Consider the following 24,939-nt stretch of genomic DNA (forward strand, 5'->3'; position numbering starts at 1 on the left):
CGGATCCGAGGATCCGCCGCCCTTCCGGCGTGGGAGGGAGAGGCTACGCCTGTCCGTTCTCCTGCACCGCGTGCTTGGCCTCACGGGCCGAGTCCTTCACGTCCTCGGTCGCCGAGGTGCCGGCGTCCTTGACGTTCGCGGCGGCGTCGGTCGCGGTCTCCTTGACGGAGGCGAAGGCCTGCTTGGCGGGCTCCTGGAGCTCGCTCGCGGCCTCCTTCGCGGCGTCGGTCACCTTGTCGACGACCGGCTGGGCCGACTCCTTGACCTTCGAGGCCGCCTGCTTCTCGGCGCTGGACGCCGGGATGAGGGAGGCGACGAGGAGGCCGGCGCCGAGCGCGATCAGCCCGACCGCGAGCGGGTTGCCCTCGGCCTTGCCCTTGACCGAGCCGGCGGCGCCCTTGACGGAGTCGCCCGCGCCCGAGACGCTGCCCGACACGGAGTCGGTCGCGTCGTGGACGCTGCCCATGACCCGGTCGCGGACCGAGCCGACGGCGTTCTTCACCTTGTCGGTCTGGCGCTGCGCGATGGCGTGGGGGCTGACCTTCTCGGCCAGCGCGTCCACGTCGGTGCCCAGCTCTCCGCGGGTGCGCTCGATGTCGGCGCGGATCTCGTCCGCGGTCTTGTTCTGTGCTGCGTCGTACGTCATCGTCCTGCCCCGTTCGGCTTGAGTGATTCGGGAATCTTCTTGAGGGAGTCGACCGTCTCGGGAGCGCCCTCCACCTGCTTCAGGCTCTTGCGCCCGATGGAGTAGAGGACCGCGGCGATGATGCCCCAGATCACCGCGACGACGACGGCGGACCAGCCGTTGTCGATCAGATGGCCCAGGCCCCACCAGAGGGCGATCGAGAGGAACAGCACGGCCATCGCGCCGGCGTACCCGGCGCCGCCGAGGAGGCCTGCCCCCTTGCCCGCCTTGCCGGCGGATTCCTTGATCTCGGCCTTGGCGAGGGCCATCTCCTGACGGATCAGGGTGGAGAGGTCGCGGGAGACCTCGCCGAGCAGATCGCCCAGCGACGTGGTGGCTGCGCGTTCGTCGGGGGTCGGCTCGCCAAACCCGGCGCGATGCGCTCCGGTCGGATCGCTCACAGCCGGCCTCCGCCCGGGAAGGTGTCACCACTCGAGTAGGTGCCGCCGGTCGAGGTCGGCGGCACGCTGAGCGGGTCGGCGATCGGCTCGGTCGGCAGGTGGTCGCGCTCGAGCGAGCTGCCACCGGTGGTGCCGGTGTAGGTGCTGCCCGGGTAGGTCGTGTCGAGGGTCGACGCGCTCGGCGCTGCGAACTCGGGGCCGGACGTGGAGGCGGCGGCCTCCTTCTCGTCCTTGGCCTCGGAGGTGAGAGCGCGGATGAGGCGCCCGCCGACGAGCCCGGTGGCCGCGGCGATCAGGATGAAGGCTCCCGGGCGGCGGCGCGCGAAGGACTTGACGTCCTCGAGCAGCTCGGCGGGCTCGCGGTCCTCGAGCCAGGACGCGACGCCCTGGGCGCGGTCGGCGAGCTGCGAGACGAGGTTCGTGGCGGCGTTGCTCCCGCCCTCGCCGTTGGCGAGCGACGTGAGGTCCTGGCTGAAGGCGCGGACGCCCTTGGCGGCGTTGTCCTTCTGGGCGTGCGCCTGCTCGGTCAGCTGGCCGCGGCTCTGGTCGAGCAGGTCCTTGACCTGGACCTTCGCCTCGTGGGCGACGTTGGCCGCCTCGTCCTTGCCGGTGGAGAGGACGTCTCCGGCAGCCTGCTTGGCGTCGCCGGCGACGGAGCCGGCCTGCTCCTTCGCGGTGCCCGCGGCCTGCTTGGCGGTGTCGACCGCCCCGGAGGTTCCGGAGCCGCTGGTGCTCCCGGAGGTGGTCCCGGTGGTCGTCGTGGTGTCGTAGCTCGCCTCGGTCGCGCCGTAGTTGGCCGCGCCGTTGCCGAACGGAGGTGAATCGGGATCGATGGTGGACATCGTCAGTCCCTTCCAGGATCGAGTCGGGGGATGGTGGGTGCGCCGCCCTCGCCGATCGGGTGGGACCGGTTCGTGCGGCAGTGGCCAGTCTGGGCAGGGGGCGGGAGCGGCGGGAAGGGCGTAGCGCTCGAGGCTCGAACGGGGCTACCATCGCGCCCCCGCCCGCGGCACGACGGCGGTTCGAGGGTCGGGGTCGCGCCGCCTCGGAACAGACTGCGACGAGGCCGTGAAACGCCTGTGGAACGTGTCGGTCCTGTCCGGCCGCGCGGCCCCGTCAAGCCCCTTCTGGCCCACGAACAGGGCTGCCTACGGTCGAAGGGACACCGGGGTCGCACCCGCCCGTATCTGTGAGGAAAGGGAACCATCAGCATGTTCTTCCACAAGCAGGAATTGCAGTTCAAGTCGTCGCCGTCCAAGCCCGACGCGGTCTTCGCGAGGAGGTTCCAGGAGGTGCTCGGCGGCCAGTACGGTGAGATCAGCGTGGCGATGCAGTACGGCTTCCAGGCGTGGAACTCGCACGAGCCCGGCAAGTACCGCGACCTCTTGTTCGGCATCGGCGCGGAGGAGTTCGGCCACGTCGAGATGATCGCCGTGATGATCGCGCAGCTGCTCGAGAAGGCTCCGATCGAGCAGTCCGAGGACGCGATGAAGAAGGACCCGGTCCTCGCGGCGGTCATCGGAGGCACCGACATCCAGCACGCGATCGTCGCCGGCGCCGGCGCCCGCCCGGTCGACAGCATGGGCAACCCGTGGCAGGGCTCCTACATCACCGCGAGCGGCAACCTGCTCGCCGACTTCACCGCCAACGCGAACGCCGAGATGCAGGGCCGCCTGCAGGTGGCGCGGCTGTACCACATGACCGACGACCACGGCGTGCGCGACCTGATGTCGTTCCTCCTGGCCCGCGACACCATGCACCAGAACCAGTGGATGGCGGCTGCCGCCGAGCTGCGCGCCGAGGGCAAGGAGGACCTGCCGGTGCCCTCGAACTTCCCGCTCGCGAACGAGGAGCGCTCGGTTTCGTACCAGTACCTCAACTTCTCGGACGGGCAGGCCGCCAAGGAGGGCACCTGGGCCTCGGGCCCCACGCCCGACGGCAAGGGCGAGTTCACCTATCACGACGGGCCGACCACCAGCGCGCCGATGCCGCCGGCCACGCAGCCGGACCCGCGCTTCTACGGCACCGACCCCAAGCCGAACATCGTCGAGAAGGTCACCGGCGCCGTGAAGGACGCGGTGAGCAAGAAGTGAGCGCCCGACGGATGGCCGGGGCGCTCGGCGCCTCCGCGCTGATGCTGGGACTCCTCGCCGGCTGCACCGGGGACGCGCAGACGCCGAACCAGTCGGGCAGCGCGGTGCCCACCAGCGCCGACGACGGCTCGACGCAGACGCCGACGAATCCGCCGTCGGACACTCCGGCATCCGAGACGGCGACACCGGCCACGTGACGCGAGCGGGGGAGGAGCTTGGCCCTCCGGATGGCGGGACGCAACCCCCTCCCCCTGTTCAGGTAGCCGAGAGCTTCGTTGCCTAACGTCGTGCTCAACGATCAGTGAAGGAGGCACCACCTATGGGGCTCGATGACAAGATCAAGAACGCCGCTCAGGACATCGCCGGAAAGGCGAAGGAAGCCGTCGGCGACCACAACAACGACAGGGACCTGAAGGCCGAAGGCCAGAAGGACCAGACCGCCGCATCGACCAAGAAGGTCGGCGAGGACGTCAAGGACGTCTTCAAGTAGGCAGTCGCTCACGTCGGCGGCGCTCCCCTCGCGGGGGCGCCGCCTTCGTGCGTCAACGGGCCCGGAGGCCTCAGTCGGGCAGAACGTCGGCCAGGAGTGCCCGTCAGCCACGATGGTGGCTGAGCCCTGCTCCTGGCCGACGTTCCGAACGCGGGAGGGGAGTCCCTACGGCTGCAGCACGACCTTGATGCAGCCGTCCTCCTTCTTCTGGAACGTCTCGTAGAGACCCGGGGCGTCCTCGAGCGGCGCGTGGTGCGTGACGAGGTCCATGACGCCCAGCGGGTCGCTCGGGTCCTCGACCAGCGGCAGCAGCTCGTCGATCCAGCGCTTGACGTTGCACTGGCCCATCTTGAGCGTGACCTGCTTGTCGAACATCGACTTCAGCGGCAGCGGGTCGGCCTCGCCGCCGTACACGCCGCTCAGTGACACGGTCCCACCGCGCCGCACCAGCTCGAGTCCGCCCTGGATAGCGGCGAGCCGGTCCACTCCGACCGTGTCCATCGCCTTCCGCGCGAGCGGGTCGGGCAGCAGCCCGGCCATCGACTGCGCGAGCGAGCCGACCGGCGAGCCGTGCGCCTCCATGCCGACCGCGTCGACGACGGAGTCGGGGCCGCGGCCCTCGGTCAGGTCGCGCAGCTCGGCGACCACGTCGTCCGTGAGGTCGAACACCTCGACCCCGTGGCGCGCCGCCATGGCGCGGCGCTCGGCGACCGGGTCGATCGCGAGCACTCGGAAGCCCTTGTGCACCCCGATGCGGGCGGCGAACTGACCCACCGGACCGAGCCCGTAGACGGCCAGCGTGCCTCCCTCCGGGACCTGCGCGTAGTCGACGCCCTGCCAGGCGGTCGGCACGATGTCGCTGAGGAAGAGGTAGCGGTCGTCGGGCAGGTCGGTGCCGACCTTGACGGTGTTGTAGTCGGCGAGCGGCACGCGGAGGAACTCCGCCTGGCCGCCCGGGACCTGGCCGTACATCTTCGTGTAGCCGAAGAGCGCGGCGCCCGACTGGTACTCGGTGACCTGCGTCGTCTCGCACTGCGACTGCAGTCCGCGGCGGCACATGAAGCACTCGCCGCAGGCGATGTTGAAGGGGACGACGACGCGGTCGCCGACCGACAGCGAGGTCACTCCGGCGCCCACCTCCTCGACGACGCCCATCGGCTCGTGGCCGAGGATGTCGCCCTTGTCGAGGTACGGGCCCAGAAGGCGGTAGAGGTGCAGGTCCGAGCCGCAGATCGCGGTCGAGGTGATCCGGACGATCGCGTCCGTGGGCTGCTGGATGCGGGGGTCGGGAACGGTCTCGACCGAGACCTTCTCGATGCCCTGCCACGTGAGTGCGCGCATGCTTGCTCCGTTCTGACCGGCGCTCGCCGGTCGTGCCCCTCCAGGCCACACCGCGGGGGCGGGAGCTGTCACGGGGTTGACGCCCTGCCGGAGCGGATGTCCCCGGACGGCGAACGGGCGGCGCTGAGCACACGTGCATCCGGCGTTCACCCTCCACACGGGCGCCGAGTGGTGTGATGGGGGGATGGAAGCTCTCTACACCGCTATCGCCCACGCCTCCGGTGGAGGACGCGACGGCCACGTCCGCACCGAGGACGACCGCCTCGACCTCGACACCCGCCCGCCCCAGGAGCTCGGCGGCTCCGGGGACGGCACCAACCCCGAGCAGCTCTTCGCGGCGGGGTACTCGGCCTGCTTCCTCGGCGCGCTGCACGGCGCCGGACGCGAGCTGAAGATCGACACGACCGACGCCGCCGTCTCGGCGAGCGTCTCGATCGGCAAGAACGACGAGGGCGGATTCGGCCTCGCGGTCGAGCTCGACATCCACGTGCCGAACGCGAGCCCGGAGCAGGCGCAGGCCGTCGCCGACAAGGCGCACACGCTGTGCCCGTACTCGAACGCGACCCGCGGCAACATCCCCGTGGAGCTGACGATCGTCTCCTGACGACCGGCCCCTGCTCCTCGCGGAGCGGGGGCCTTCGTCGTCGAACCGGGTCCGTTAGGGTCGGACGCATGACCGAGAACCCGTCGCTCGAGGAGTCGGAGGCCCGGGCCGAGCTCGAGCAGATCCGGCAGAGCATCGACAACATCGACGCCGCCCTGATCCACCTGCTCGCGGAGCGCTTCAAGTTCACGCAGAAGGTCGGACGGCTGAAGGCGGCGCACGGACTTCCGGCCGCCGACCTCGACCGCGAGGCGCGCCAGATCGCTCGCCTGCGGTCGCTCGCGGAGGAGTCGCACCTGGATCCGGCGTTCGCCGAGAAGTTCCTCGGCTTCATCGTCGCCGAGGTCATCCACCACCACGAGCAGATCGCGAGCGGCGCGGAGGGCTGAGCGCCTGAGCGGCGCCTGCACGATCTGCAGGTGTTCGTGCGGTCTGCAGGTGCTCGTGCGTTCTGCAGGTGTTCGTGCGATCTGCAGGTGATCCGGCCTGATCGGCGTCCTGCGATGCGGTGGGAAGCGCGTTCCCACGCGGATCCCCTGCAGATCGTACGGCGAGCCCGCCCGGCCTACGCCGCCGCGGGGCGGCCCAGCGCGCGCACCGAGGTGACGCGGCGGCGGGCGATCGCGGCGACCGTCAGCAGCAGGCCGAACAGCAGCCAGATCACGAGGCCGACGACCGCGCCGCCGACGCCTCCCGTGCTCTCCACGACTCCCGACAGCGCGTTCTGCGCGGCCGACAGCGGCAGGAAGCCGAGGGCGTCCTCGAAGATCCCGGGCACCGTCGAGATGATGCCGGCGCCGAGTCCGATGACCGCGGCCAGCATCGCGAGGAAGCGCCCCACTCCGCCCAGCAGCGCCACGAGGCCCTGGTTGACGGAGGCGAAGGACGCGCCGACGAGCATCGAGAGCAGCGCGAATCCGATGAAGGAGCCGGCGTCGAGGTCGGCGACGAACTGCATCACGATCGCGACGGCGAGGCCCTGCACGAGCCCGATCACGAGCGCGGGTGCGTACGACGAGAGCGCGAGCGCCGCGGAGGAGCGGGTCGAGGACAGCGCGCGGTGCGAGAACGCGGCGAGCACCAGGAACGTCGCCAGGGCGCCGAGCCAGAGGGCGATCGTCGTGAAGAACGGCACGGAGGAGGCGCCGAACAGCGAGGTCTCGCTGCTCGCGTTCTCGACCGGGTCCGCGACCACGTCGGCCAGGTTCTGCGACTCCGACTCGGTGTAGGTCGGCAGCTGGGCGACCGCCGCGTCGAGGCCCGTCGCCAGAGTGCGCGTGCCGTCGGCGAGCTGGAGGGCTCCGTCCGAGACGCCGGTCGCGCCCTCGGCGAGCTGGTCCGCCCCGTCGGCGGCGGAGGACGCTCCGGTCGAGAGCTGCTCGGCGCCGTCGGCGGCCGAGGTCGCGCCGGCGGCGAGCTGCGCGGCTCCGTCGGCGGCGGATCCCGCTCCGGTCGAGAGCTGGGCGGCGCCGGCGGCGGCCGAGTCGGCCCCGTCGGCGAGCTGCCCGAGTCCGGTCGAGAGCGACGTCACTCCGGTCGCGACCTGGCGGGCGCCGCCCGCGGCCTGCTGCGTGCCGTCGATGAGCGAGGGCGCCTCCGGGCTGCCGACGCGGATGCCCGCGTCGAGCGCCTGCGTCGCTCCGGCGGCGGTCGCGGTCAGCACGACGGGGCCGTCGGGAGCGGTCAGCGCGTTCGCGACGATGCCGCTCGCGGCCAGGCACTGCGGAGTCTCGCAGCCGACCAGCGCCTGCTGCAGAGCCGCGAAGGTGCCCGCGGTCGACTGCGCGGCGCCGCCCGAGAGCGTCGCGATCTGCTGCGTGCTCTCGCCGATCGTGACGGTGCTGGCGCTCAGCTGGTCGAGTCCGTCGGCGACGGCGGTCGCTCCGGTTCCGAGCTGGGCCGCACCGGTCGCCGAGTCGCGCGCGCCCGTGGCGAGTTGCGCGACTCCGCCCGACAGATCGGAGGCGCCCGTGCCCAGCTGCGCCACGCCGCTGGAGAGGGAGGACGCGCCGGTGCCGAGCTGCGCGACTCCGTCCGACAGCGACGACGCACCGGTGGCCAGCTCGTCGATGCCGTCGGCGAGGGAGCTGGTGCCGTCGGCGAGCGAGGACGCACCGGTGCCGAGCTCGGTCGCTCCGTCGGCGAGGGTGCCGGCGCCCTCGGCCGCCTGCCCGATCTGCTCGTTGAGCGTGTTGAAGCCGACGTAGACGTTCTCGAGGTACGAGGTGGTCAGCTGCGTGTTCAGGAGCGAGGTCGCGGTGCTCGTGACGGTGGCCGAGATGGCGTCGTCGACGAGCTTGGCCTTGTCGCTGGTGGCGATGTCGATCGTGGCCTTGGTCGCCTCGGCGGCGTCGCCCGCGTACGACGTGGCCGCGGCCGAGAAGTTCGAGGGGATGGTGACGACGGTCGCGTACGAGCCGTCGGCCAGGCCCTCGGCCGCGTCGTCCTTGTCGGTGAGCACCCAGGTGAAGTTCGAGGTGGAGTCGGAGCCGGAGACGTTGGGGGCGGGCGTCGCGCTCGCGGAGGGCGAGGGAGTCGACTCCTCCGTCCCTCCGGTCACGAGCCCCGCCGCGAGCTGGCGCCCGAGCGGCACGGTCTGGCCGTCGAGCTCGACCGGGGTGTCCTCGTTCACGACCGCGGCCGTGACCTGGTCGAGGCGCTGGGTCGGGTCCCAGAGGGCCCAGACGAGCAGCCCGCCGATGGCGAGGGGGACCAGGACGATCCCGAGGAGGGTGAACCAGGACACCTTCTTGGCGCCGCGGGGGCGCTCGAGGGAGAAGAGAGCCATCTGTCAGAGGACCTTTGCGATCGCGCGGCCGGCGGCCGCAGTCGGGACCGCGCGCACGTCGCGGTCGGAGGGGAGGAGGTCGTCGAGCGCGTCGGGCTCGACGGCGGAGGCGACGACGGTGAACGCGCGCTCGTGCTCGAGTGAGTGCGCTCGGGCACCGTCGAGCTCGACTCGCAGGTCGTCGCGCAGCCGCGGATCGGTGACCGTGTCGACGTCGTCGAGCACCAGGAGCGCCGGGTGCGTCGAGAGCGCCGCGCGCACCTCCTCGACCGGATCGGCGGCACCGGCCAGGCGCACGAGCCCGACCCGGCCGCGCACCGCGGAGGAGCGGATCGGCACCACGAGTCCGTCGACCTTGAGGCGTCCGGAGTCGGGCGCCAGCCGGCCCGCGAGGGTCAGCAGCAGGGCGGTGCGGCCCGAGCGGTGCGGGCCGTGCACGACGAGCGCGGCGCCGGCGGGAACCCGCACGGCGACGTCGCGGTAGAGCGGTCCGTCGGGCCCGTCGAGCGAGAGGCCGTCGGCGGCGATCGCGTCGGTCGCCCCGGGCTCCGGCCAGTCGGCGAGCGCGAGCTCCTTCGTCAGGCCCTCGCCCTCCACGTCGAACGACGGGAGGATGCGGTCGAGCCAGCGGGGCATGTGCCAGGCGCGGTCGCCGAGCAGGTGCAGGACCGCCGGGACCAGCGTCATCCGCACGATGAACGCGTCGACGAACACGCCCACGGCGAGGCCCAGCGCGATCGGCTTGATGTTGGTGTCGCCCTCGGGGACGAACGCGGCGAAGACCGAGAACATGATGACTGCGGCCGCAGTGACGACCTTCGCCGAGCCCACGAAGCCCGACTCGACCGCCGCGCGCGCCGACCGGCCGTGCACGTAGTCCTCGCGCATCCGCGAGACGAGGAAGACCTCGTAGTCCATCGCGAGGCCGAACAGCACGCCCATCAGGATGATCGGCATGAAGCTGATGATCGGGCCCGTCTTGTCGACGTGCAGGGCGTCGGCGAACCAGCCCCACTCGAAGACCGCGGCGACCGCGCCGAACGAGGCGCCGACCGACAGCAGGTAGCCCAGCGTCGCCTTCAGCGGCACCCAGAGCGAGCGGAACACCATCGTCAGCAGGACCAGGGAGAGGCCGACGACCAGGACGCCGAACGGCAGCAGGGCGTTCGCCAGCGTGTCCGAGATGTCGATGCCGACCGCGGTCTGGCCGGTCACGGCGAGGTCGACGCCGTACTCCTCCTGGAAGTAGTCGTGCTTGTCGCGGATCTCGGCGACCAGCGCCTTGGTCTCCTCCGAGTCCGGGCCGCCCTCCGGGATCACCTGGATGATGCCGGTGTCGGCGGTCTCGTTCGGAGTGGCGAGCGGCACCGAGGCGACGCCGTCCAGTCCCTCGATCTCGGTCTTGAGATCGGCCATGAGGCCGAGCGGATCGGTCGAGCCGATGATCGTGCCCGTGACGATGAGCGGGCCGTTGTACCCCTCGCCGAAGTTCTCGGCGAGGAGGTCGTAGGTGTCGCGGGCGGGGGTGCCCTCGGCCTGGTAGCCGGCGTCAGGCAGTGCGAGGCGCAGGCTCAGCGCGGGGATGCTCGCGACTCCAAGCACGCCGACCACGGCGATGATCGTGACGATCGGGAACCGGGTGACGGCGCGGACCCAGCCGCGGAAGAAGCCGCGCGGGACCTCGGCGTGAACATGGGTGCCCGGCGAGGCGGGCGCGGTGTCGGGCTCGACCTCGGGGTCGGCGTGGGCGCCGGCGACCTGCTTCGCGGTCGCCGCCTTCTTCTTCGCGCGGCGCTCCTTCGGGCGCAGTCGCTCGCCGGCGAAGCCGAGCAGCGCCGGAGTGAGGGTGAGCGCGATGACCACCGCGATCGCGACTCCGCCCGCCGCCGCGATGCCCATGGTCGTCAGGAACGGGATGTTGGCGACCGAGAGTCCGACGAGGGCGATGATGACGGTCAGGCCGGCGAACACGACCGCGGAGCCGGCCGTCGCGACCGAGCGGGCGGTCGACTCCTCCGGGTGCATGCCCTGCTTCAGCTGGTCCTGGTGGCGGCTGATGATGAAGAGGGCGTAGTCGATGCCGACCGCGAGTCCGAGCATCAGGGCGAGCAGCGGAGTCGTCGACGAGATCGACGCGAACCGGGTCGCGATGAAGATGGCGGACATCGAGAGGGCGACGCCGAGCAGGGCGGTCACCAGCGGCATGCCGGCGGCCAGGAAGGAGCCGAAGGTCAGCACGAGGACCACGAGGGCGACGATGAGGCCGATGGCCTCGGTGATCGTCACTCCGGGCAGGTTCTGCGAGAAGAGGTCGCCGCCGAGCGAGACGACGGAGCCGGCGGGCAGCGCGTCCTCGAGCGTCGTGGCCTCGGCCTTCAGCGCGTCGCGCGACTCGACCGAGGTCGTGGTGGCGGAGCCGTCCATCTGCGCGGTGATGACGAGGGCGTTCCCCTCGTCCGAGATCGTGCCCTCGACGGTGTCGGAGTAGGGGTCGGTGACCGCGGCCACGCCCTCGATGTCGGTGAGTGCGGCGACCGCGTCGGCCACGGGTCCGGTGATGTCCGCGTCGACGACGCTGCCGCCGTCGGGCGCGACGACCACGTAGCGCGCGGACGTGCCGCTGACCTGCGGGAACGTGCGCTCGAGCTGGTCGAGCGCGGTCTGCGACTCGGTGCCCGGGATCGAGAAGCTGTTGTCGGTGCCCTGGTTCAGCAGCACGGCGCCGCCTCCCGCGAGCACGACGACGGCGAGCCAGAGGACGGCGACGAGACGGTGGGCCTGGTAGACCCATCGCCCGAGTCGGTAGAGCAGCGACGACACGCGGTCTCCTGATGATCGAGGGGGAGGAGGACGATACGACGGTGTACCCGATACACGAATGTATCCGATACAGGAACGTATCCGATACAGTGATCCCGCTCAATGCTCTTGACGTTTCCGGGAGGGGACCCAGCTATGACGGTGGTCGACTCACCCGAGCAGTCGTCGCGACGCGGCCGCACCCGCGAGCGCCTCCTCGACGCCGCGTACGACGTGTTCGCCGAGACCGGGGTGCACACCGCCTCGGTGGAGCAGGTGTCGGAGCGGGCCGGCTTCACGCGCGGGGCGTTCTACTCGAACTTCTCGAGCAAGGAGGAGCTGTTCTTCGCCCTGATGGAGCGCGAGAACGGCCTCCGGCTCGCCGGCCTCGTCGAGCAGATGGGCCGCACGATCCCCAAGCTCGGCGGCGAGCCGCTGACCGGGGAGGCGCTCGGCGCGGTCGTCCTCGACTTCCTGCACGGCCCCTTCGACGACGACCGCCGGTGGTGCCTGGTGCAGTCCGAGTTCGAGCTGCTCGCCCTGCGCGATCCCGCGATCGCGCCGCGGTACAGCGGCTTCCGGGGGCGCTTCGACGCCTCCCTCGTCGAGATCATCGGATCGGCGCTGCAGGAGGTGGGCCGGACGTTCGCCCTCGAGCCGACCGCGGCCGTGCGGCTGGTGCTGGCGAGCTACGAGGACGCGGTGAAGCAGTCGATCCTCGACGGCGACTCCGACGGCGACGCGCTGGAGCGGCTCCGGTCGTCCCTCACAGGAGTCGTGATCGCGGTCTCGACGCCCGTCTGAGCCCCGGGTCCCCGACGGCGCCCGCGCGCGGCGAAGATGGACCCATGGAACTGCGTCAGCTCGAACACTTCCTCGCCGTGGCGAAGGAGCAGCACTTCACCCGCGCCGCGAGCGCGCTGCAGATCTCGCAGTCGGGCCTGTCGGCCTCCATCCGCGCGCTCGAGAGCGAGCTCGGCAGCCCGCTGTTCACCCGCAGCACCCGGCGCGTGGAGCTGACGCCCGCCGGTCACGCGATGCTCGAGGAGTCGGAGCGCTCGGTCGCCAGCGCGCTCGCCGCCCGCGACGCCGTGCGCGCGGTGCAGGGCGTGCTGCGGGGGAGCCTCACGGTGGGCACTGAGGAGTGCCTGGGCGGCGTGCACCTGCCGCGTGAGCTCGCGACCTTCCGCGGGGAGCATCCCGGAGTGGCGCTGCGGCTGACGCACGACGGATCCGGCGCGCTGCTCGAGGCGGTGGCCGCCGGTCGGCTCGACCTGGCGCTGGTCGCCGACATCGGAGCGACGCCTGCGGGCGTGCGGACGCTCCCGCTCGCGAGCGAGGGCTTCGCGGTCCTGACGCACCCCGATCATCCGCTCGCCGACCGCGTCTCGTGCCGCGTTCCCGACCTCGTCGGCGAGACGATCGTGGGGCTGCAGGACCACTGGGGTGCGAGCCATCTGGCCGCGCGGGCCTTCGCGGAGCACGGGCTGCCGTTCGAGGTCGAGCTCGAGGTGAACGACGTGCACACGCTGCTCGACCTGGTCGAGTACGGGATGGGCGTCGCGGTGGTGCCGGCGCACTTCGCCGAGAAGCGGCCGGGTGCGCTGACGGCGGTGCCGCTCGAGGATCCGCTGCTCGTCTGGCGCACGATGGTGGCGCTGCCGGAGCGGGCGACGTCGGCGGCCCGCGCGTTCGTGGCCGCACTGCCGTCGCCGTCGGCGGTGCCGGTCGAGTAGCGCCGTCCTGCTGCGGGTCGAGTAGCCCCGGAGGGGCGTATCGAGACCGCCCGGCGCTGGTGGATCTCGATACGCCCGCTGCGCGGGCTACTCGATCAGCAGGAGCTGCTGCAGGTCGCGTGTCCCGATCCCTGCGGGTCGAGTAGCCCCGGAGGGGCGTATCGAGACCGCCCGGCGCTCAGTCGAGCGACGCGAGCTCCTCCGGGGTCAGCTCCAGATCGGCCGCCGTGGCCGAATCTCGGATGCTCTCGGGACGCGAGGCGCCCGGGATCGGCAGCACGACGGGGGCCTTGGCCAGCTCCCACGCGAGGCAGACCACCTGCGGCGAGACTCCGTGCGCCTCGGCGACGGTGGCGAACGCGGAGTAGCGCGAGCCCAGGTCGGCCGCCGACGAGATGCCGCCGAGCGGGCTCCACGGCAGGAACGCGATGCCCAGCTCCGCGCAGAGCTCGAGCTCCGGCTCGCTCGAGCGGAACGACGGCGAGAACTGGTTCTGCACCGAGACGAGGCGGTCGCCCAGGATCCCGTGCGCCTCCCGGATCTGCGCCGGATCGGCGTTCGAGATGCCGGCGCGCAGGATGACCCCCTCGTCGAGCAGCTCGACGAGCGCGCCGAGGGAGTCGGCGTAGGGCACCTCCGGGTCGGGCCGGTGGTACTGGTACAGGTCGATCGCTTCGACCCCGAGGCGCTGCGCAGAGGCGCGGGCCGCCTCCTTCAGGTACTCGGGACGTCCGTCCTGCGTCCAGACGCCGGGCTCGGGGCGCAGGTGCCCGCCCTTGGTGGCGACGAGCACTCCGGAGGTGTCGCCCCCGTAGCTCCGCAGCGCCTCGGCGATCAGCAGCTCGTTGTGGCCGAGGTCGCCGTCGCCGCCCTGGTGATAGGCGTCGGCGGTGTCGATCAGGGTGACGCCGGCATCGAGCGCGGCGTGGAGGGTGGCGATCGACCGCTCGCGGTCGGGTCGGCCCTCGATCGACATCGGCATGCCGCCGAGGCCGATCGCGCCGACGGAGACGTCGCCGAGAGTGCGCTGCTTCATGGGTCCTCTTCGTTCGTGGGGGAGTGGGGGGACGGGGGTCACCAGGCGTAGTCCTCGGGCGCCGTGCGGTGCCCGGGGAAGATCTCGTCGAGGCGGGCCAGGTCGTCGGAGTCGAGCGTCACGTCGACGGCCGCGACCGCGCTCTCGAGCTGCTCCATCGTGCGCGGGCCGGTGATCGGCCCGGTCACCGCGGGCTGGTGCAGGAGCCACGCGAGCGCGAGCTCGCCGGGCGCCACACCGCGCTCGCGGGCGAAGGCCTCGTACTGCTCGAGCGCGGGGCGGTTCTTCTCGATCGCCTCCGCGGCGCGACCGGCGTTGCGCCGGCTGCCCGACTCCGTCTTCTCGATCACTCCGCCCAGCAGGCCGCCCTGCAGCGGCGACCAGGGGATCACGCCGAGTCCGTAGTGCAGCGCGGCGGGCAGCACCTCGCGCTCGATGTCGCGGGTGAGCAGGTTGTAGATCGACTGCTCCGACGCGAGACCGGTGAAGTGCCGCGACCGGGCCGCCTCCTGCGCCTGGGCGATGTGCCAGCCCGCGAAGTTGCTGGAGCCGACGTAGAGCACCTTGCCCTGCTGCACGGCGACCTCCATCGCCTGCCAGATCTCGTCCCACGGCGTCGTGCGGTCGACGTGGTGGAACTGGTACAGGTCGATGTGGTCGGTCTGCAGGCGGCGCAGGCTGTCGTCGAGGGCCCGGCGGATGCTGAGCGCCGAGAGGCGGCCGCCGTTGGGCCAGGAGTCGCGGCCGCGCTCGGCGCCGGGCGCCGCGTACTGCTCCATGTCTCCGTAGACCTTCGTCGCCAGGACCGTGCGCTCGCGGCGCTCGCCGCCCTGGGCGAACCAGCGGCCGACGATCTCCTCGGTGCCGCCGCGGTTCGCCTCGCCCCCGTAGACGTTCGCCGTGTCGAAGAAGTTCACGCCCAGCTCCTGCGCGCGGTCCATGATCGCGAACGAGTCGGGCTCGCTGGTCTCGGGGCCGAAGTTCATGGTGCCGAGGACGGCGCGGGAGACGGACAGGCCGGTGCGGCCGAGATGCGTGTACTTCATGCTCCCAGCCAACGCCTCGCGAGCCGCGGTGTCCAACAGGGGCTCGTCATGGGTCCCATCGACGGCGGAGGTCAATGCGCCCCGGTGCGGGGACGCGGTGCTCCGGCCCCCGCGGGTTAGAGTCGCCGAGTGGCACGGCAGACGACGACCCAGCGCATCCTGATCGCCCTCTCCTCGACCCTCCTGGTGGCGGGGCTGTCGGGCTGCACCGCGGCGGAGCCCGTCGCGAGCGCACCGGTCGAGTCGAGCTCCGAGTCCGCCTCCGCTCCCGCCTCTGAGTCCGCTTCCGAGACGGAGGGCCCGCGCCCCGTCCCGAGCGCCGTCCTCACCCCGGCTCCCGTGTCGGTCGTCCCGGGCGGATCCACTCCCCTGCCCTCGACGGGACCGTGCGAGATCGCCTACGTCGATGCGGCCGAGGCCGGCACGATCGGCGGCGTCGACATCGAGTTCGCGCGCGACCGCGGATCGCGCACCGGTGCCACGGGATCCGTGACGACCGCGGACGACGGCACCCCCGCCTCCTATCTCGTCGCCGCGGGCGACATCACCGCGCAGATCGCCGACCGCTTCTGCATCAGCACCGACTTCCTCGACGCGCTGAACTCGGTGCGCCGCGACGGCGTGAGCATCGACAGCCTCTTCGGCGGCGACACCCTCAACCTCGCCCCGTCGACCGTCCTGAGCGTCGGCGATCAGAACGGCGCGGTGCTCGACAACCCCGAGCCCGATCCCCTGCCCGAGCAGGCGGAGTAGCGGGCCGCGCGCTCCGGTTCAGACCGCGACGAGGCCGATCAGGGCCGCGGTGACCGCCGCGGCGGCCGCGAGCCCCGCGCTGCGACGACCGACCCGGGCGCCCTCCTCGAGCCAGGGCAGCGACTCCCACCGGAGGGCGGCCCCCGCCGCGGCCGCCGCCGTGACCGCGACCAGCAGGAACCAGGGCGCGAGCGTCACGGCGCCCCAGTCGGCGAAGACGCGCACGAGGGCCAGCACGGCGACGGAGTCGATCAGGTGCGACAGCACGCGGAGCCGATCGCGGGCGAGCAGCTTCGCGGACCCGCGCACCGGGAGCAGGGCGAGAGCGGTGCGCCCGACGACCCAGACTCCGATCGCGAGCGCGACGAGTGTGGGGACGATCACGACTCCTCCTCCAGCACATGGGCGAGCAGCCGCATGCCGAGCTCGTCGACGGAGGCGGCGGTGTTCCCGGTGACGAAGACGGCGACGCCGCGCTCGCGGTCCAGGGCGAGCATCGTGGAGTAGCCCCCGGTCCCGCCGTTGTGCCAGGTCGTCTCGCCGCCGTCCTCGCGCTCTGCGATGAGCCAGGCGAGGCCGATGCGGCCCAGATCGCCTGCCTCGTGCCGCGGTGCGAGCACCTCGGCGGCCGGGACTCCGAGCGCCGGATCGTCGGTGAGCAGCGCCTGCGCGTAGCGGGCCATGTCGGCGGCGGTCGAGCGGACGCCTCCCGCCGGCGCGTAGCCCTCCATCGCCCACGCGTCGACCGCGCGGCCGGTCGCGGAGTATCCGGTGGGAGCGTCGGGTCCGAGGCCGTCCGCAGTCGTGGGGACGCGGCTGGCGGTCATGCCGAGCGGGGCGAGGATCCGCTCCTGCACGAGATCGGCGTACGCGGCGCCCTCGGCCCGGGCGAGCACCTGCCCGAGCACGGCCGGCCCGAGGTTGGAGTAGAGGACGGTGCCGTCTCCGCGCGTGGCATCGGCCGCGTGGCGCAGGACGTCGTCAGCGGAGTAGCCCGCGTACGGATCGGTGCCGCGCAGCTGCGACAGCACCGACCGCACGAGCACGCCGGCGTCTCCCGGCAGCCGCGGCAGGCCCGAGCGGTGGGTCGCGAGCTCCTCGAGCGTCGCGGGGAGGCCGCCGACATCGGCATGATCGGCGGCGCGGTCCTCGAGGGAGACGGTGCCGGAGGCGGCGCTCTGCGCGAGCAGCAGCGCGGTCATGGTCTTGGTGACGGAGCCGATCTCGACCTCGGTGCTCTCGTCGGCCCCGAAGCCGGCGAAGCGCACGTCGTCGGGAGTGACGACCGCGGCGACGAGCTGGTCGCGGGCGCCGTCGCCGAGGTGATCGGCGATCCAGGTCGTGAGCTCGGCGTCTCCCGTGGTCTGGGGTGAGAGGGACGGCGTCGGCGGGCGCAGGAGCACGCCGGCGGTGAGGACGGCGACGGCCGCGGAGGCGGCGACGACGAGGGTGCGAGTCCGGGTGCGAGTGCGGGTACGGGTGCGTGCGGTGCTCGTACGGGTCATCGGGGGCCTCCGGAGGCGAGCAGGATCACGAGCAGGGGGACGAGGCGCTCGGGCGGGATGCCGTAGCGGCCTCGCCCGCGGGCCTCGAGCCAGCCCGCCGCGACGAGCTGGTTGACGTGGTGGTAGACCTGCCCGGTCGTCCCGGCGCCCTCGCTCTCGGCGAGCTGCGCGACGGTCTCGACTCCGCCGGCGATCGCCTGGAGGAAGCGCAGGCGCACCGGGCTGCCGAGCGCGGCCAGGGCGGTGGGGCCGGGGCTCGCGCCCCAGTCGCGCTCGAAGAACGCGTCGGTGGTGAGGCCGTACTGCCATTCCACCGGGCCGGCGGGGGTGCCGACGGAGCCGGCGAAGACGACTCCGCCCGGTGGGGAGAGCCGCTCGCGGAGTGCGGTGAGGGCCCAGAAGGGGTCGTCGCGGGCCGCTTCCGGATCAGCCGCGACGGCTCCGCTCGCTTCGAGCAGATCGAGGCGAGCGCGGAGCTCGTCGAGCTCGGCGGCGAGATCGCGGGAAGTCATGCCTCCACTATTGCAAGAATTCCGTAATGACGAAACCCGGTCTCGCCGCCTCCGCCCCTCCCTCCTCCGGAAAGCGCGGTGACCGCGAGCCCTTCCCGCAGCTTCCGGTGAACCGCGCGAGCCTGCACGCTCCCACTCGCGCCGCGCGCCTCGAGTCCGCAGAAGTCGTCGTACTCGAGCCCGAGCACGACAACTTCTGGACACTCGACGGGCGCGACGGCGCCGTCGGCGGCTGCACTCTCCACAAGCTGCGGGAAGCGCGAGCCGTTGCCGCAACTTCTGGCACAGCGTGCGCGCTGAAACCCGCTTGCCGGGCGGCGACCCCTAGTCCGCATGATTCGTCGTACTCGAGCCCCAGTACGACAACTTCTGAACAGTCGACGGGCGCGACGGCCATGTGGGCGGATCCATTCGCCACAAGCTGCGGGAAGCGCGAGCCGTTACCGCAACTTCTGGTACAGCGTGCGCGCTGAAACCCGCTTGCCGGGCGGCGACCCTCGACTTCTGGTCGGTCGACGGGCGCGGCGGCCCTGGCGGCAAGCCACTCTCCAGAAGTTGCGGGAAGCGCGCGCCGTTACCGCGACTTCTGCGCAAGCGCGCGGCCTCAGCCGAAGTGCTTCGGCAGCACCGCGCCGTTCACCGCGCGCAGCTCCTCGAGCGGCAGCGAGAACAGGCCCTGCACCTCGACGGCCGGAGTCGCCGCATCCGTCACGCCGATGCGCAGCACGGGGTAGCCGCGCCCCTCGCACAGACCGCGGAACTTCACGTCGTCCTCGCGGGGCACCGACACCAGCACGCGGCCGGTCGACTCCGAGAAGAGCGCCGCGGTCGCGTCGACCCCGTCGCGCTCCATCAGCTCGTCGAGCCAGATCCGCACGCCCACGCCGAAGCGCAGCGCCGACTCGGCGACGGCGACCACGAGTCCGCCGTCGGCGAGGTCGTGGGCGGAGGCGATGAGCGACTCCCGAGCGCCCGCCGCGATCAACTCGGCGAGAGCCTTCTCCTGGCCGAGGTTCAGCTCGGGCGGAAGGCCGCCGAGGTGGTCGTGCACGGTGCCGGCCCAGGCCGAGCCGTCGAGCTCGTCGCGGGTCGTGCCGAGGAGGTAGACGTTGTCGCCCTCGTCCTGCCAGCCCGACGGGATGCGGCGCGCGACGTCGTCGATCACGCCGAGCACGCCGACGACCGGAGTCGGGAAGATCGGCACGTCGCCGGTCTGGTTGTAGAACGAGACGTTGCCGCCCGTGACGGGGATCTCGAGCTCGAGGCACGCGTCGGCGAGGGCGGTGACCGCCTCGCGGAACTGCCACATGACCTCGGGGTTCTCGGGGCTGCCGAAGTTGAGGCAGTCGGAGACGGCGACGGGGGAGGCGCCGGTGACGGCGACGTTGCGGTACGCCTCCGCCAGCGCGAGACGGGCGCCCTGCGCCGGGTCGAGCTGGCACCAGCGGCCGTTGGCGTCGGTCGCGACGGCGAAGCCGAGGCCCGACTCCTCGTCGACGCGGACCATTCCGCCGTCGTCGGGGTAGCTGAGGGCCGTGTTGCCGAGCACGTAGCGGTCGTACTGGGAGGTGATCCAGCTCTTGTCGGCGAGGTTGGCCGAGCCCAGCAGCGCGAGCGTCTCGGCGCGCAGCCCGTCTCCGGACGACTTGCGCGGCAGGCGCGAGGAGGAGTCGGCCTGCAGGGCGTCGAGCCACGCGGGGTACTCGAGGGGCCGCTCGTAGACCGGTCCGTCGACCGCGACGGTGCGCGGGTCGACGTTGACGATCTCCTCGCCGTGCCAGTTGATGATCAGGCGGCCGGAGTCGGTGACCTCGCCGAGCACGCTGGTCTCGACGTCCCATTTGCCGACGACCTCGAGGAACGCGTCGAGCTTCTCGGGCTTCACGACCGCCATCATGCGCTCCTGCGACTCCGACATGAGGATCTCCTCGGCTGTGAGCGAGGGGTCGCGCAGCAGCACGGAGTCGAGCTCGATGAACATGCCGCCGTCGCCGTTGGACGCGAGCTCGGAGGTCGCGCACGAGATGCCGGCCGCGCCGAGGTCCTGGATGCCCTCGACGAGGTCGCCGCGGAACAGCTCGAGGCAGCACTCGATGAGCACCTTCTCGGCGAACGGGTCGCCGACCTGGACGGCCGGGCGCTTGGTCGGGCCGCCGTCGGCGAAGGTGTCGGAGGCGAGGATCGACGCGCCGCCGATGCCGTCGCCGCCCGTGCGTGCCCCGAAGAGCACGACCTTGTTGCCGACTCCGCGGGCGTTCGCGAGGTGCAGGTCCTCGTGGCGCAGCACTCCGACCGCGAGGGCGTTCACGAGCGGGTTGCCCTGGTAGACGGAGTCGAAGTAGGTCTCGCCGCCGATGTTCGGCAGGCCGAGGCAGTTGCCGTAGAAGGAGATGCCGGCGACCACGCCGTGCACGACGCGGGCGGTGTCGGGGTCGTCGATCGCTCCGAAGCGCAGCGCGTCCATGACCGCGACGGGCCGCGCGCCCATCGAGATGATGTCGCGGACGATGCCGCCCACTCCGGTCGCCGCGCCCTGGAACGGCTCGATGTAGCTCGGGTGGTTGTGGCTCTCGATCTTGAAGGTGACGGCCCAGCCCTCGCCGACGTCGACCACTCCGGCGTTCTCGCCCATGCCGACCATGAGGTTCTTCTTCATGGCGGGGGAGACCTTCTGCCCGAACTGGCGGAGGTACATCTTCGACGACTTGTACGAGCAGTGCTCGCTCCACATCACCGAGTACATCGCCAGCTCGCCGCTCGTGGGGCGCCGGCCGAGGATCTCGCGGATGCTCGCGTACTCGTCGGGCTTGAGGCCGAGGGCCGCGTACGGCTGCTCCTTCTCGGGAGTCGCCTCCGCGTTCGCGGTGGTGTCGGGGACGGCGATGCGGCTCTGTGCCATGTGCTCGAGGCTCCTGGAGAGGGGGCGGGGGATGCGCGACGATCCTACCGGCCGCCGCCCGCCGGGCTCCGGCCGGGAGGCGGCGCCTCGAGAGGTCGCTCCGATCGGGCGGGAGGCCGTGCCTCGATCCTGCCCGCGCTCCGGGACTCGCCGACCTCAGCGCGAGACGCAGGCCCCCGGGTCGACCGCCGCGGTCAGGGACGGCGCCTGCGCCGCGACCGGAGACAGCACCGAGAGCGGGATCGCGTAGCCGACGTTGTCGACCGAGGCCGCCTTGCCGAACACCACTCCCGAGACCGAGCCCTCGAGCGACAGCAGCGGGCCGCCCGAGTTGCCCTGGTTGACGACGGCGGCGAGCGTGAGCACCTCGCGCGAGGTCGGCGCGCCGTCGACCATCAGCGAGACGGTGGAGTCGGAGGAGACCTGCGCGGATCCCAGAGTCAGCGGCCCGCCGAAGGGGTAGCCGGCGACCACCGCGGCGTCGCCCGCGGCGACCGCGTCGTCGAGCGGGAGCGGAGCGGCCGAGAGCCCGTCGACCGCGACGACCGCCAGATCGGCGGCGGCGTCGACGTAGACGACCCGGCCGGTGCGCGGGGGCTCTCCGGGAGCCTCGACGACCGGCTCCGTCACTCCCGCGACCACGTGCGCGTTGGTGATCACGCGGTCGTCCGCGACGACGAAGCCGCTGCCGGTCACTCCCACATCGCAGGCCCAGGCCGTGCCCGAGACCCGCACGACGGAGTCGGACGCCGTCGCGACCTCGGGGTCGTCGGTCGCCACGTCCGGGATGCTCGGCGCCTGCGTCGGCCCGTCGATGGCCTCGACGATCCACGACGTGCCCTCGTCGACCACGGTCGACTGCAGCTGCGCGAGGAACCCGCGGACCGGGCTGGGGGTCAGGTCGTCGATGGTGCGGATGACGGTGGAGCCCGCGACGGAGGTGGTCACGAGCGGCACGCCCAGCAGCGAGACGGCCGAGGTGATCGCGATCCAGACGAGGGCCGAGATCGCCACTCCGGCGACTCCTCCGGCCAGGCGGTCGAGCAGGCCGAGCTTCACCTTGTCGGCTCCGCGGCTGAACGCGGCGCCGATCGACGCGCCGATCGCGTAGCCGAGGCCCAGGCACAGCACCGCGGTGCCGATGACGGCCAGCAGGCGCCACTCGCTCCCCGCAGCCCAGCTCGAGACGGCGGGCACGGCGAAGGAGGCGCCGATCGCGCCGGCGACGATGCCCGCGAGCCCTCCTGCGGTGCGGAGGAACCCGCGGCGCAGCCCGTCGACGAGCGCGCCGATCAGGCTCAGCACGACGATGACGTCGACGATCACGGATGCGCCCACACGGACCTCCAGGTTGGGGGTCCTCCAGCATGACCGACGCCGCATGCGCGGACGCCCGGAGGAGCCTGCGAGTCGCGAGGCCCGCGGAACGAAGGCTCAGCGAGCGGATCGAGCGGATCGCGACCCGTTCGGGCTGTCAGCCGCACTTCTGCGGGCGCGGAGGCGATCCTCCTGGCGCGGAGGCGCCCTCCGGAGAGACGACTCTCCGGTGGAACGACTCTCCGGATCAGAAGAACGAGATGCAGTACGGCTCCGCGACCGGCGCGAAGAAGCGGTCGACCCGCTCGCGGTCCTCGGGAGCCAGGACGACGGCGCCCGCGCGGGCGAGCGTCGACGGGCGGGCCGAGCCGAGCAGCAGGGTGCCGAGATCGGCCACGTCGAGCTCGAGCACCGGGGCGTCCTCGGTGCGCTCGACGCGCCCCTCCCCGCCCTCGACCGTGATGCGGTAGCCGCCGTCGACGAGTCCGAGCGCATCGCGGACCGCGATCACCAGCTCGCCGTCGCTCGTCCACGGCCGAGCGCCGAACGCCGCGGCCACGTCCAGCACGCGGGTCCAGATGAGGTCGCCGACGGTGGTGACCTGCACCACGCGCGCGTCGCGCAGCGCCCAGGTCAGCGGGTCGTCCAGCGGAGCCATGTCCCACGTCACGGTCGAGGCGAGGTCGACGGCGCCGAGGAAGCCCCAGAGCCCGAGGTACGCGTCCTCGGTCGCGGCGACGAGGTCGACGACCGCGAGCGTGCGGTCGTCGTCGTCCGGACCGGTCGCGCGGTAGGTGACGTAGCCGTCGAGCACGCCGTCGGAGTCGAGGTGCACCGCCGAGCGGACGGAGCGTCCGGGCTCGGTCTCGCCCGTCTCCCTGCCCACGGCGTTGCCCGCCGCGCGCGACTGCCGCGTGATCGAGCCGGGGGTGCGCGCGTGGAAGGCCGCGAAGACCTCCTCCGCGTGGGACTGCAGCCACGAGGTCGTGACGACCTCGACGCGACCGGACGGCTCGGCCTGCAGGGCGAAGCGCGGCCCGGTGTCGACGCGGATCGAGCGCGTGAACGCCGAGCGGCCGAAGCCGAAGCGGCGGTAGATCGAGGCCTCGCTCGCGGTGAGCAGCGCGACGGCGGCTCCCGACTCGCGGGCGCGATCGAGGTCGTCGGTGATCATGGCGCGCAGGATCCCGCGGCGCCGGTGGGTCGCCCGCACGGTGACCTGCGAGACGAGGTGAGCGTCGAGCGTTCGCCCGCGGCCGACCTGCAGGGTGCCGGGGAACGCGGCGTACGTGGCGACGGGCACCGCCGCTCCGTCGAGGCCCTCGGGGGAGGAGGAGTCGTGCACCGCCGTCAGGAAGCGCTGATCGGCGACCATGTGCTCGGCCCAGTCGCGCCACTGAGCGGGCGTGTACTCCTTCTCGTGGAACCCCGCGTTGATCGCGGCGCCCCAGGCGGCCGTGGCGGCGTCGGGGCCGCCCTCGGCGGTCAGGGCGGCGGGGAAGTGGCGGAACTCGAGACCGGGGAGGGACATCCGTCCAGCCTATTCACCCGGCCTGCGGGTCCGCTCGGCGGGCGCGCGACGACCACGCCTCAGAGCACGCCCCACCGCTTCTCCAGCGCCGCGTCCACCGCGGCGGCCAGCTCCTCCACGCGCGCCGATCCGTCCGCCGCCCGGATCCGCTCCGCCGCCGCCGCGATCGCCGTGCGCCGCCGGGGAAGCGTCGCCGTGAACGCGCAGTCCCGCAGCACCAGCAGCAGCTCCTCCGCCGGCGCCGCGACGCGCGAGAGCACCGACAGGCGCCGCTCGAACGGCGACTCCGGCGCGATCACCCGGAGGAACCCCTCCGGATCCTGGAACGCCGCCGGCGGATCCGGCACCCGCGCGAGCAGCGCGAGGGCCGAGGCCAGCGCGTCGAGATCCCCGGCCGCAGCGAGCGCCCTCAACCGGGTGTCGATGTCCGGACCGGGCCCCGGTCCGAGCGCGACCGCGGCGAGCGCCGCCGCGTCGATCCGCCGCTCCTGTGCCTCGTCGGGCACCGTCCCGACGGCCGACCACCACGAGAGCAGCGGAGTCGCGGCCACGGCGAACTCGCCCGCCCGCCGCTCCAGCGCGACGAACAGGTCCTCCCGCGCCGCGAGCGCGACGAGCGCGTCGACGTCGATCGCGAGCACCGTTCCCGAGACCTCGGGCGGCATCACGAGATGGCGACCCGAGGGAGGAGTGAGCCCCGCGCGGGTGCGCGCTCCCGGCCCGCGCGTGCTCGCCTGCAGGATCGCGTCCTCGAGAGTCGGCTCCGCGCGTCGTCGTCCGCTTCCCAGCACCATGCCGTCACGCTACCGTCGCGGCATGTCCCGCTACCTGGCGCTGCTGCGCGGAGTGAACGTCAACGGCCGCACCGTCCGCAGCGCGGATCTCGCCGCGGTCGTCGAGAGCGTCGGGGGCGCCCGGGTCCGGACCGTGCTCGCGAGCGGCAACGCCGCCTTCGACTCCGATCGCGCCCCCGCCGAGCTGAAGCCGGCGCTCGAGGCCGCCCTCGGCGGGCGCTTCGGCTACGACGCATGGATCGTGCTGGTCGAGCAGGAGGCGCTCGCCGCGGTGGCCCGCGCGTACCCGTTCGAGCGGATCGACGCGGTCGCGCATCCGTACGTCGTCTTCGGCTCGAGCGACGCCGCCCTCGACGCCGTGCTCGAGGCGGTCGGCGAGAGCCCCGTCGACCTCCTGCAGCGCGGCGCCGGAGTCCTCTACTGGCGCTGCCCGCGCGGCTCGTCGACCGATACCCCCGCCGCGAGGATCCTGGCCCGCGCCGCCTACCGCTCCACCACGACCACCCGGAATCTGCGCACCGTCGAGAAGCTCGCCTCCGCCTGAAGAATCCCTCACATATTGGTTAGGCTATCCTTACTCTCGGTCCTTCCGACCGACACTCCAGGATC

General features: G+C 72.4%; 24 protein-coding genes. 9 read left to right on the top strand and 15 right to left on the bottom strand.

The features are described from left to right. Positions 1-43 precede the first annotated feature (43 nt). Genes IOC53_RS05735 through IOC53_RS05745 form a run of 3 tightly spaced genes read right to left on the bottom strand, consistent with a single transcriptional unit; the run spans position 44 to position 1,928 of the window. Entirely contained in the window at positions 44-646 is a 603-nt protein-coding gene (locus tag IOC53_RS05735) for a DUF3618 domain-containing protein (protein ID WP_207403403.1), read from the bottom strand. Then, the gene (locus IOC53_RS05740; RefSeq protein WP_207403404.1) at positions 643-1,086 is read right to left on the bottom strand and encodes a phage holin family protein; all 444 of its coding nucleotides are present in this window, start codon (positions 1,084-1,086) and stop codon (positions 643-645) included. The genes IOC53_RS05735 and IOC53_RS05740 overlap by 4 nt, the downstream gene beginning before the upstream one ends. After that, positions 1,083-1,928, bottom strand: coding sequence for a hypothetical protein (locus tag IOC53_RS05745; protein WP_207403405.1), 846 nt, complete (start codon positions 1,926-1,928; stop codon positions 1,083-1,085). Before IOC53_RS05745 ends, IOC53_RS05740 begins: the two co-directional genes overlap by 4 nt. 369 nt (positions 1,929-2,297) lie before the next feature. On the opposite strand from IOC53_RS05745, the gene IOC53_RS05750 reads away from it, so the two are divergent. The 3 genes from IOC53_RS05750 to IOC53_RS05760 all read left to right on the top strand — a co-directional run bounded on the left by IOC53_RS05750 (position 2,298) and on the right by IOC53_RS05760 (position 3,669). After that, a complete protein-coding gene (locus IOC53_RS05750; protein ID WP_207403406.1) occupies positions 2,298-3,179 on the top strand; it encodes a manganese catalase family protein in 882 nt (293 codons plus the stop codon). Beyond that, positions 3,176-3,376, top strand: a complete 201-nt coding sequence (locus IOC53_RS05755; protein WP_207403407.1) for a hypothetical protein — start codon at positions 3,176-3,178, stop codon at positions 3,374-3,376. The genes IOC53_RS05750 and IOC53_RS05755 overlap by 4 nt, the downstream gene beginning before the upstream one ends. A 122-nt stretch (positions 3,377-3,498) precedes the next feature. Continuing rightward, complete coding sequence (locus IOC53_RS05760; RefSeq protein ID WP_077222734.1) at positions 3,499-3,669, top strand: CsbD family protein; 171 nt, start codon at positions 3,499-3,501, stop codon at positions 3,667-3,669. A 165-nt stretch (positions 3,670-3,834) separates the two neighbouring features. On the opposite strand, the gene IOC53_RS05765 is transcribed toward IOC53_RS05760, so the two are convergent. After that, entirely contained in the window at positions 3,835-5,010 is a 1,176-nt protein-coding gene (locus IOC53_RS05765; protein WP_056868687.1) for a zinc-dependent alcohol dehydrogenase, read from the bottom strand. A gap of 184 nt (positions 5,011-5,194) precedes the next feature. On the opposite strand from IOC53_RS05765, the gene IOC53_RS05770 reads away from it, so the two are divergent. Both IOC53_RS05770 and IOC53_RS05775 read left to right on the top strand, forming a co-directional pair. Further along, positions 5,195-5,614, top strand: coding sequence for an organic hydroperoxide resistance protein (locus tag IOC53_RS05770; RefSeq protein WP_207403408.1), 420 nt, complete (start codon positions 5,195-5,197; stop codon positions 5,612-5,614). A gap of 68 nt (positions 5,615-5,682) precedes the next feature. Continuing rightward, positions 5,683-6,003, top strand: a complete 321-nt coding sequence (locus tag IOC53_RS05775; RefSeq protein ID WP_207403409.1) for a chorismate mutase — start codon at positions 5,683-5,685, stop codon at positions 6,001-6,003. 176 nt (positions 6,004-6,179) lie between these two features. Here the strand turns inward: IOC53_RS05775 and IOC53_RS05780 are convergent, their stop codons facing one another. Both IOC53_RS05780 and IOC53_RS05785 read right to left on the bottom strand, forming a co-directional pair. Beyond that, the gene (locus IOC53_RS05780; RefSeq protein ID WP_207403410.1) at positions 6,180-8,402 is read right to left on the bottom strand and encodes a YhgE/Pip domain-containing protein; all 2,223 of its coding nucleotides are present in this window, start codon (positions 8,400-8,402) and stop codon (positions 6,180-6,182) included. Between the two features lie 3 nt (positions 8,403-8,405). Then, positions 8,406-11,222: an MMPL family transporter gene (locus IOC53_RS05785; protein ID WP_207403411.1), complete on the bottom strand. Its 2,817-nt coding sequence runs from the start codon at positions 11,220-11,222 to the stop codon at positions 8,406-8,408. Between the two features lie 135 nt (positions 11,223-11,357). On the opposite strand from IOC53_RS05785, the gene IOC53_RS05790 reads away from it, so the two are divergent. After that, complete coding sequence (locus tag IOC53_RS05790) at positions 11,358-12,005, top strand: TetR/AcrR family transcriptional regulator (RefSeq protein WP_207403412.1); 648 nt, start codon at positions 11,358-11,360, stop codon at positions 12,003-12,005. 44 nt (positions 12,006-12,049) lie between these two features. Beyond that, positions 12,050-12,937, top strand: a complete 888-nt coding sequence (locus IOC53_RS05795; protein ID WP_207403413.1) for a LysR family transcriptional regulator — start codon at positions 12,050-12,052, stop codon at positions 12,935-12,937. Between the two features lie 178 nt (positions 12,938-13,115). Here IOC53_RS05795 and IOC53_RS05800 read toward each other — a convergent pair whose 3' ends face one another. Continuing rightward, complete coding sequence (locus IOC53_RS05800; protein ID WP_207403414.1) at positions 13,116-13,973, bottom strand: aldo/keto reductase; 858 nt, start codon at positions 13,971-13,973, stop codon at positions 13,116-13,118. 38 nt (positions 13,974-14,011) lie between these two features. Then, a complete protein-coding gene (locus tag IOC53_RS05805; RefSeq protein WP_207403415.1) occupies positions 14,012-15,019 on the bottom strand; it encodes an aldo/keto reductase in 1,008 nt (335 codons plus the stop codon). Positions 15,020-15,148: 129 nt separating this feature from the next. Between IOC53_RS05805 and IOC53_RS05810 the strand changes: the two genes are divergently transcribed. Next, positions 15,149-15,772, top strand: a complete 624-nt coding sequence (locus IOC53_RS05810; protein ID WP_207403416.1) for a hypothetical protein — start codon at positions 15,149-15,151, stop codon at positions 15,770-15,772. Between the two features lie 18 nt (positions 15,773-15,790). Here the strand turns inward: IOC53_RS05810 and IOC53_RS05815 are convergent, their stop codons facing one another. The 7 genes from IOC53_RS05815 to IOC53_RS05845 form a co-directional block, all read right to left on the bottom strand. Further along, a complete protein-coding gene (locus IOC53_RS05815; protein WP_207403417.1) occupies positions 15,791-16,156 on the bottom strand; it encodes a hypothetical protein in 366 nt (121 codons plus the stop codon). Further along, entirely contained in the window at positions 16,153-17,277 is a 1,125-nt protein-coding gene (locus tag IOC53_RS05820) for a serine hydrolase (RefSeq protein ID WP_207403418.1), read from the bottom strand. Before IOC53_RS05820 ends, IOC53_RS05815 begins: the two co-directional genes overlap by 4 nt. Beyond that, positions 17,274-17,789 carry a winged helix-turn-helix domain-containing protein gene (locus IOC53_RS05825; protein WP_207403419.1) on the bottom strand — a complete coding sequence of 172 codons (516 nt, stop codon included), beginning with the start codon at positions 17,787-17,789 and terminating at the stop codon, positions 17,274-17,276. The genes IOC53_RS05820 and IOC53_RS05825 overlap by 4 nt, the downstream gene beginning before the upstream one ends. Before the next feature lie 604 nt (positions 17,790-18,393). Then, positions 18,394-20,688 carry a phosphoribosylformylglycinamidine synthase subunit PurL gene (purL, locus tag IOC53_RS05830; RefSeq protein WP_207403420.1) on the bottom strand — a complete coding sequence of 765 codons (2,295 nt, stop codon included), beginning with the start codon at positions 20,686-20,688 and terminating at the stop codon, positions 18,394-18,396. Between the two features lie 156 nt (positions 20,689-20,844). After that, the gene (locus IOC53_RS05835) at positions 20,845-22,026 is read right to left on the bottom strand and encodes a MarP family serine protease (protein ID WP_307786079.1); all 1,182 of its coding nucleotides are present in this window, start codon (positions 22,024-22,026) and stop codon (positions 20,845-20,847) included. Positions 22,027-22,252: 226 nt separating this feature from the next. Continuing rightward, positions 22,253-23,536, bottom strand: a complete 1,284-nt coding sequence (locus tag IOC53_RS05840) for a GNAT family N-acetyltransferase (protein WP_207403422.1) — start codon at positions 23,534-23,536, stop codon at positions 22,253-22,255. 59 nt (positions 23,537-23,595) lie between these two features. Next, positions 23,596-24,330 (bottom strand): DUF2254 family protein, encoded by a 735-nt coding sequence (locus tag IOC53_RS05845; RefSeq protein ID WP_207403423.1) that lies wholly within the window; start codon positions 24,328-24,330, stop codon positions 23,596-23,598. Positions 24,331-24,352: 22 nt separating this feature from the next. Here IOC53_RS05845 and IOC53_RS05850 point away from each other — a divergent pair, with 22 nt between their 5' ends. Beyond that, positions 24,353-24,874: a DUF1697 domain-containing protein gene (locus tag IOC53_RS05850; RefSeq protein WP_207403424.1), complete on the top strand. Its 522-nt coding sequence runs from the start codon at positions 24,353-24,355 to the stop codon at positions 24,872-24,874. The last annotated feature ends 65 nt before the right edge of the window (positions 24,875-24,939 follow it).

Origin of the sequence: Rathayibacter sp. SD072 (assembly GCF_017355185.1) — a bacterium.
Taxonomy (GTDB): Bacteria; Actinomycetota; Actinomycetes; order Actinomycetales; family Microbacteriaceae; genus Rathayibacter.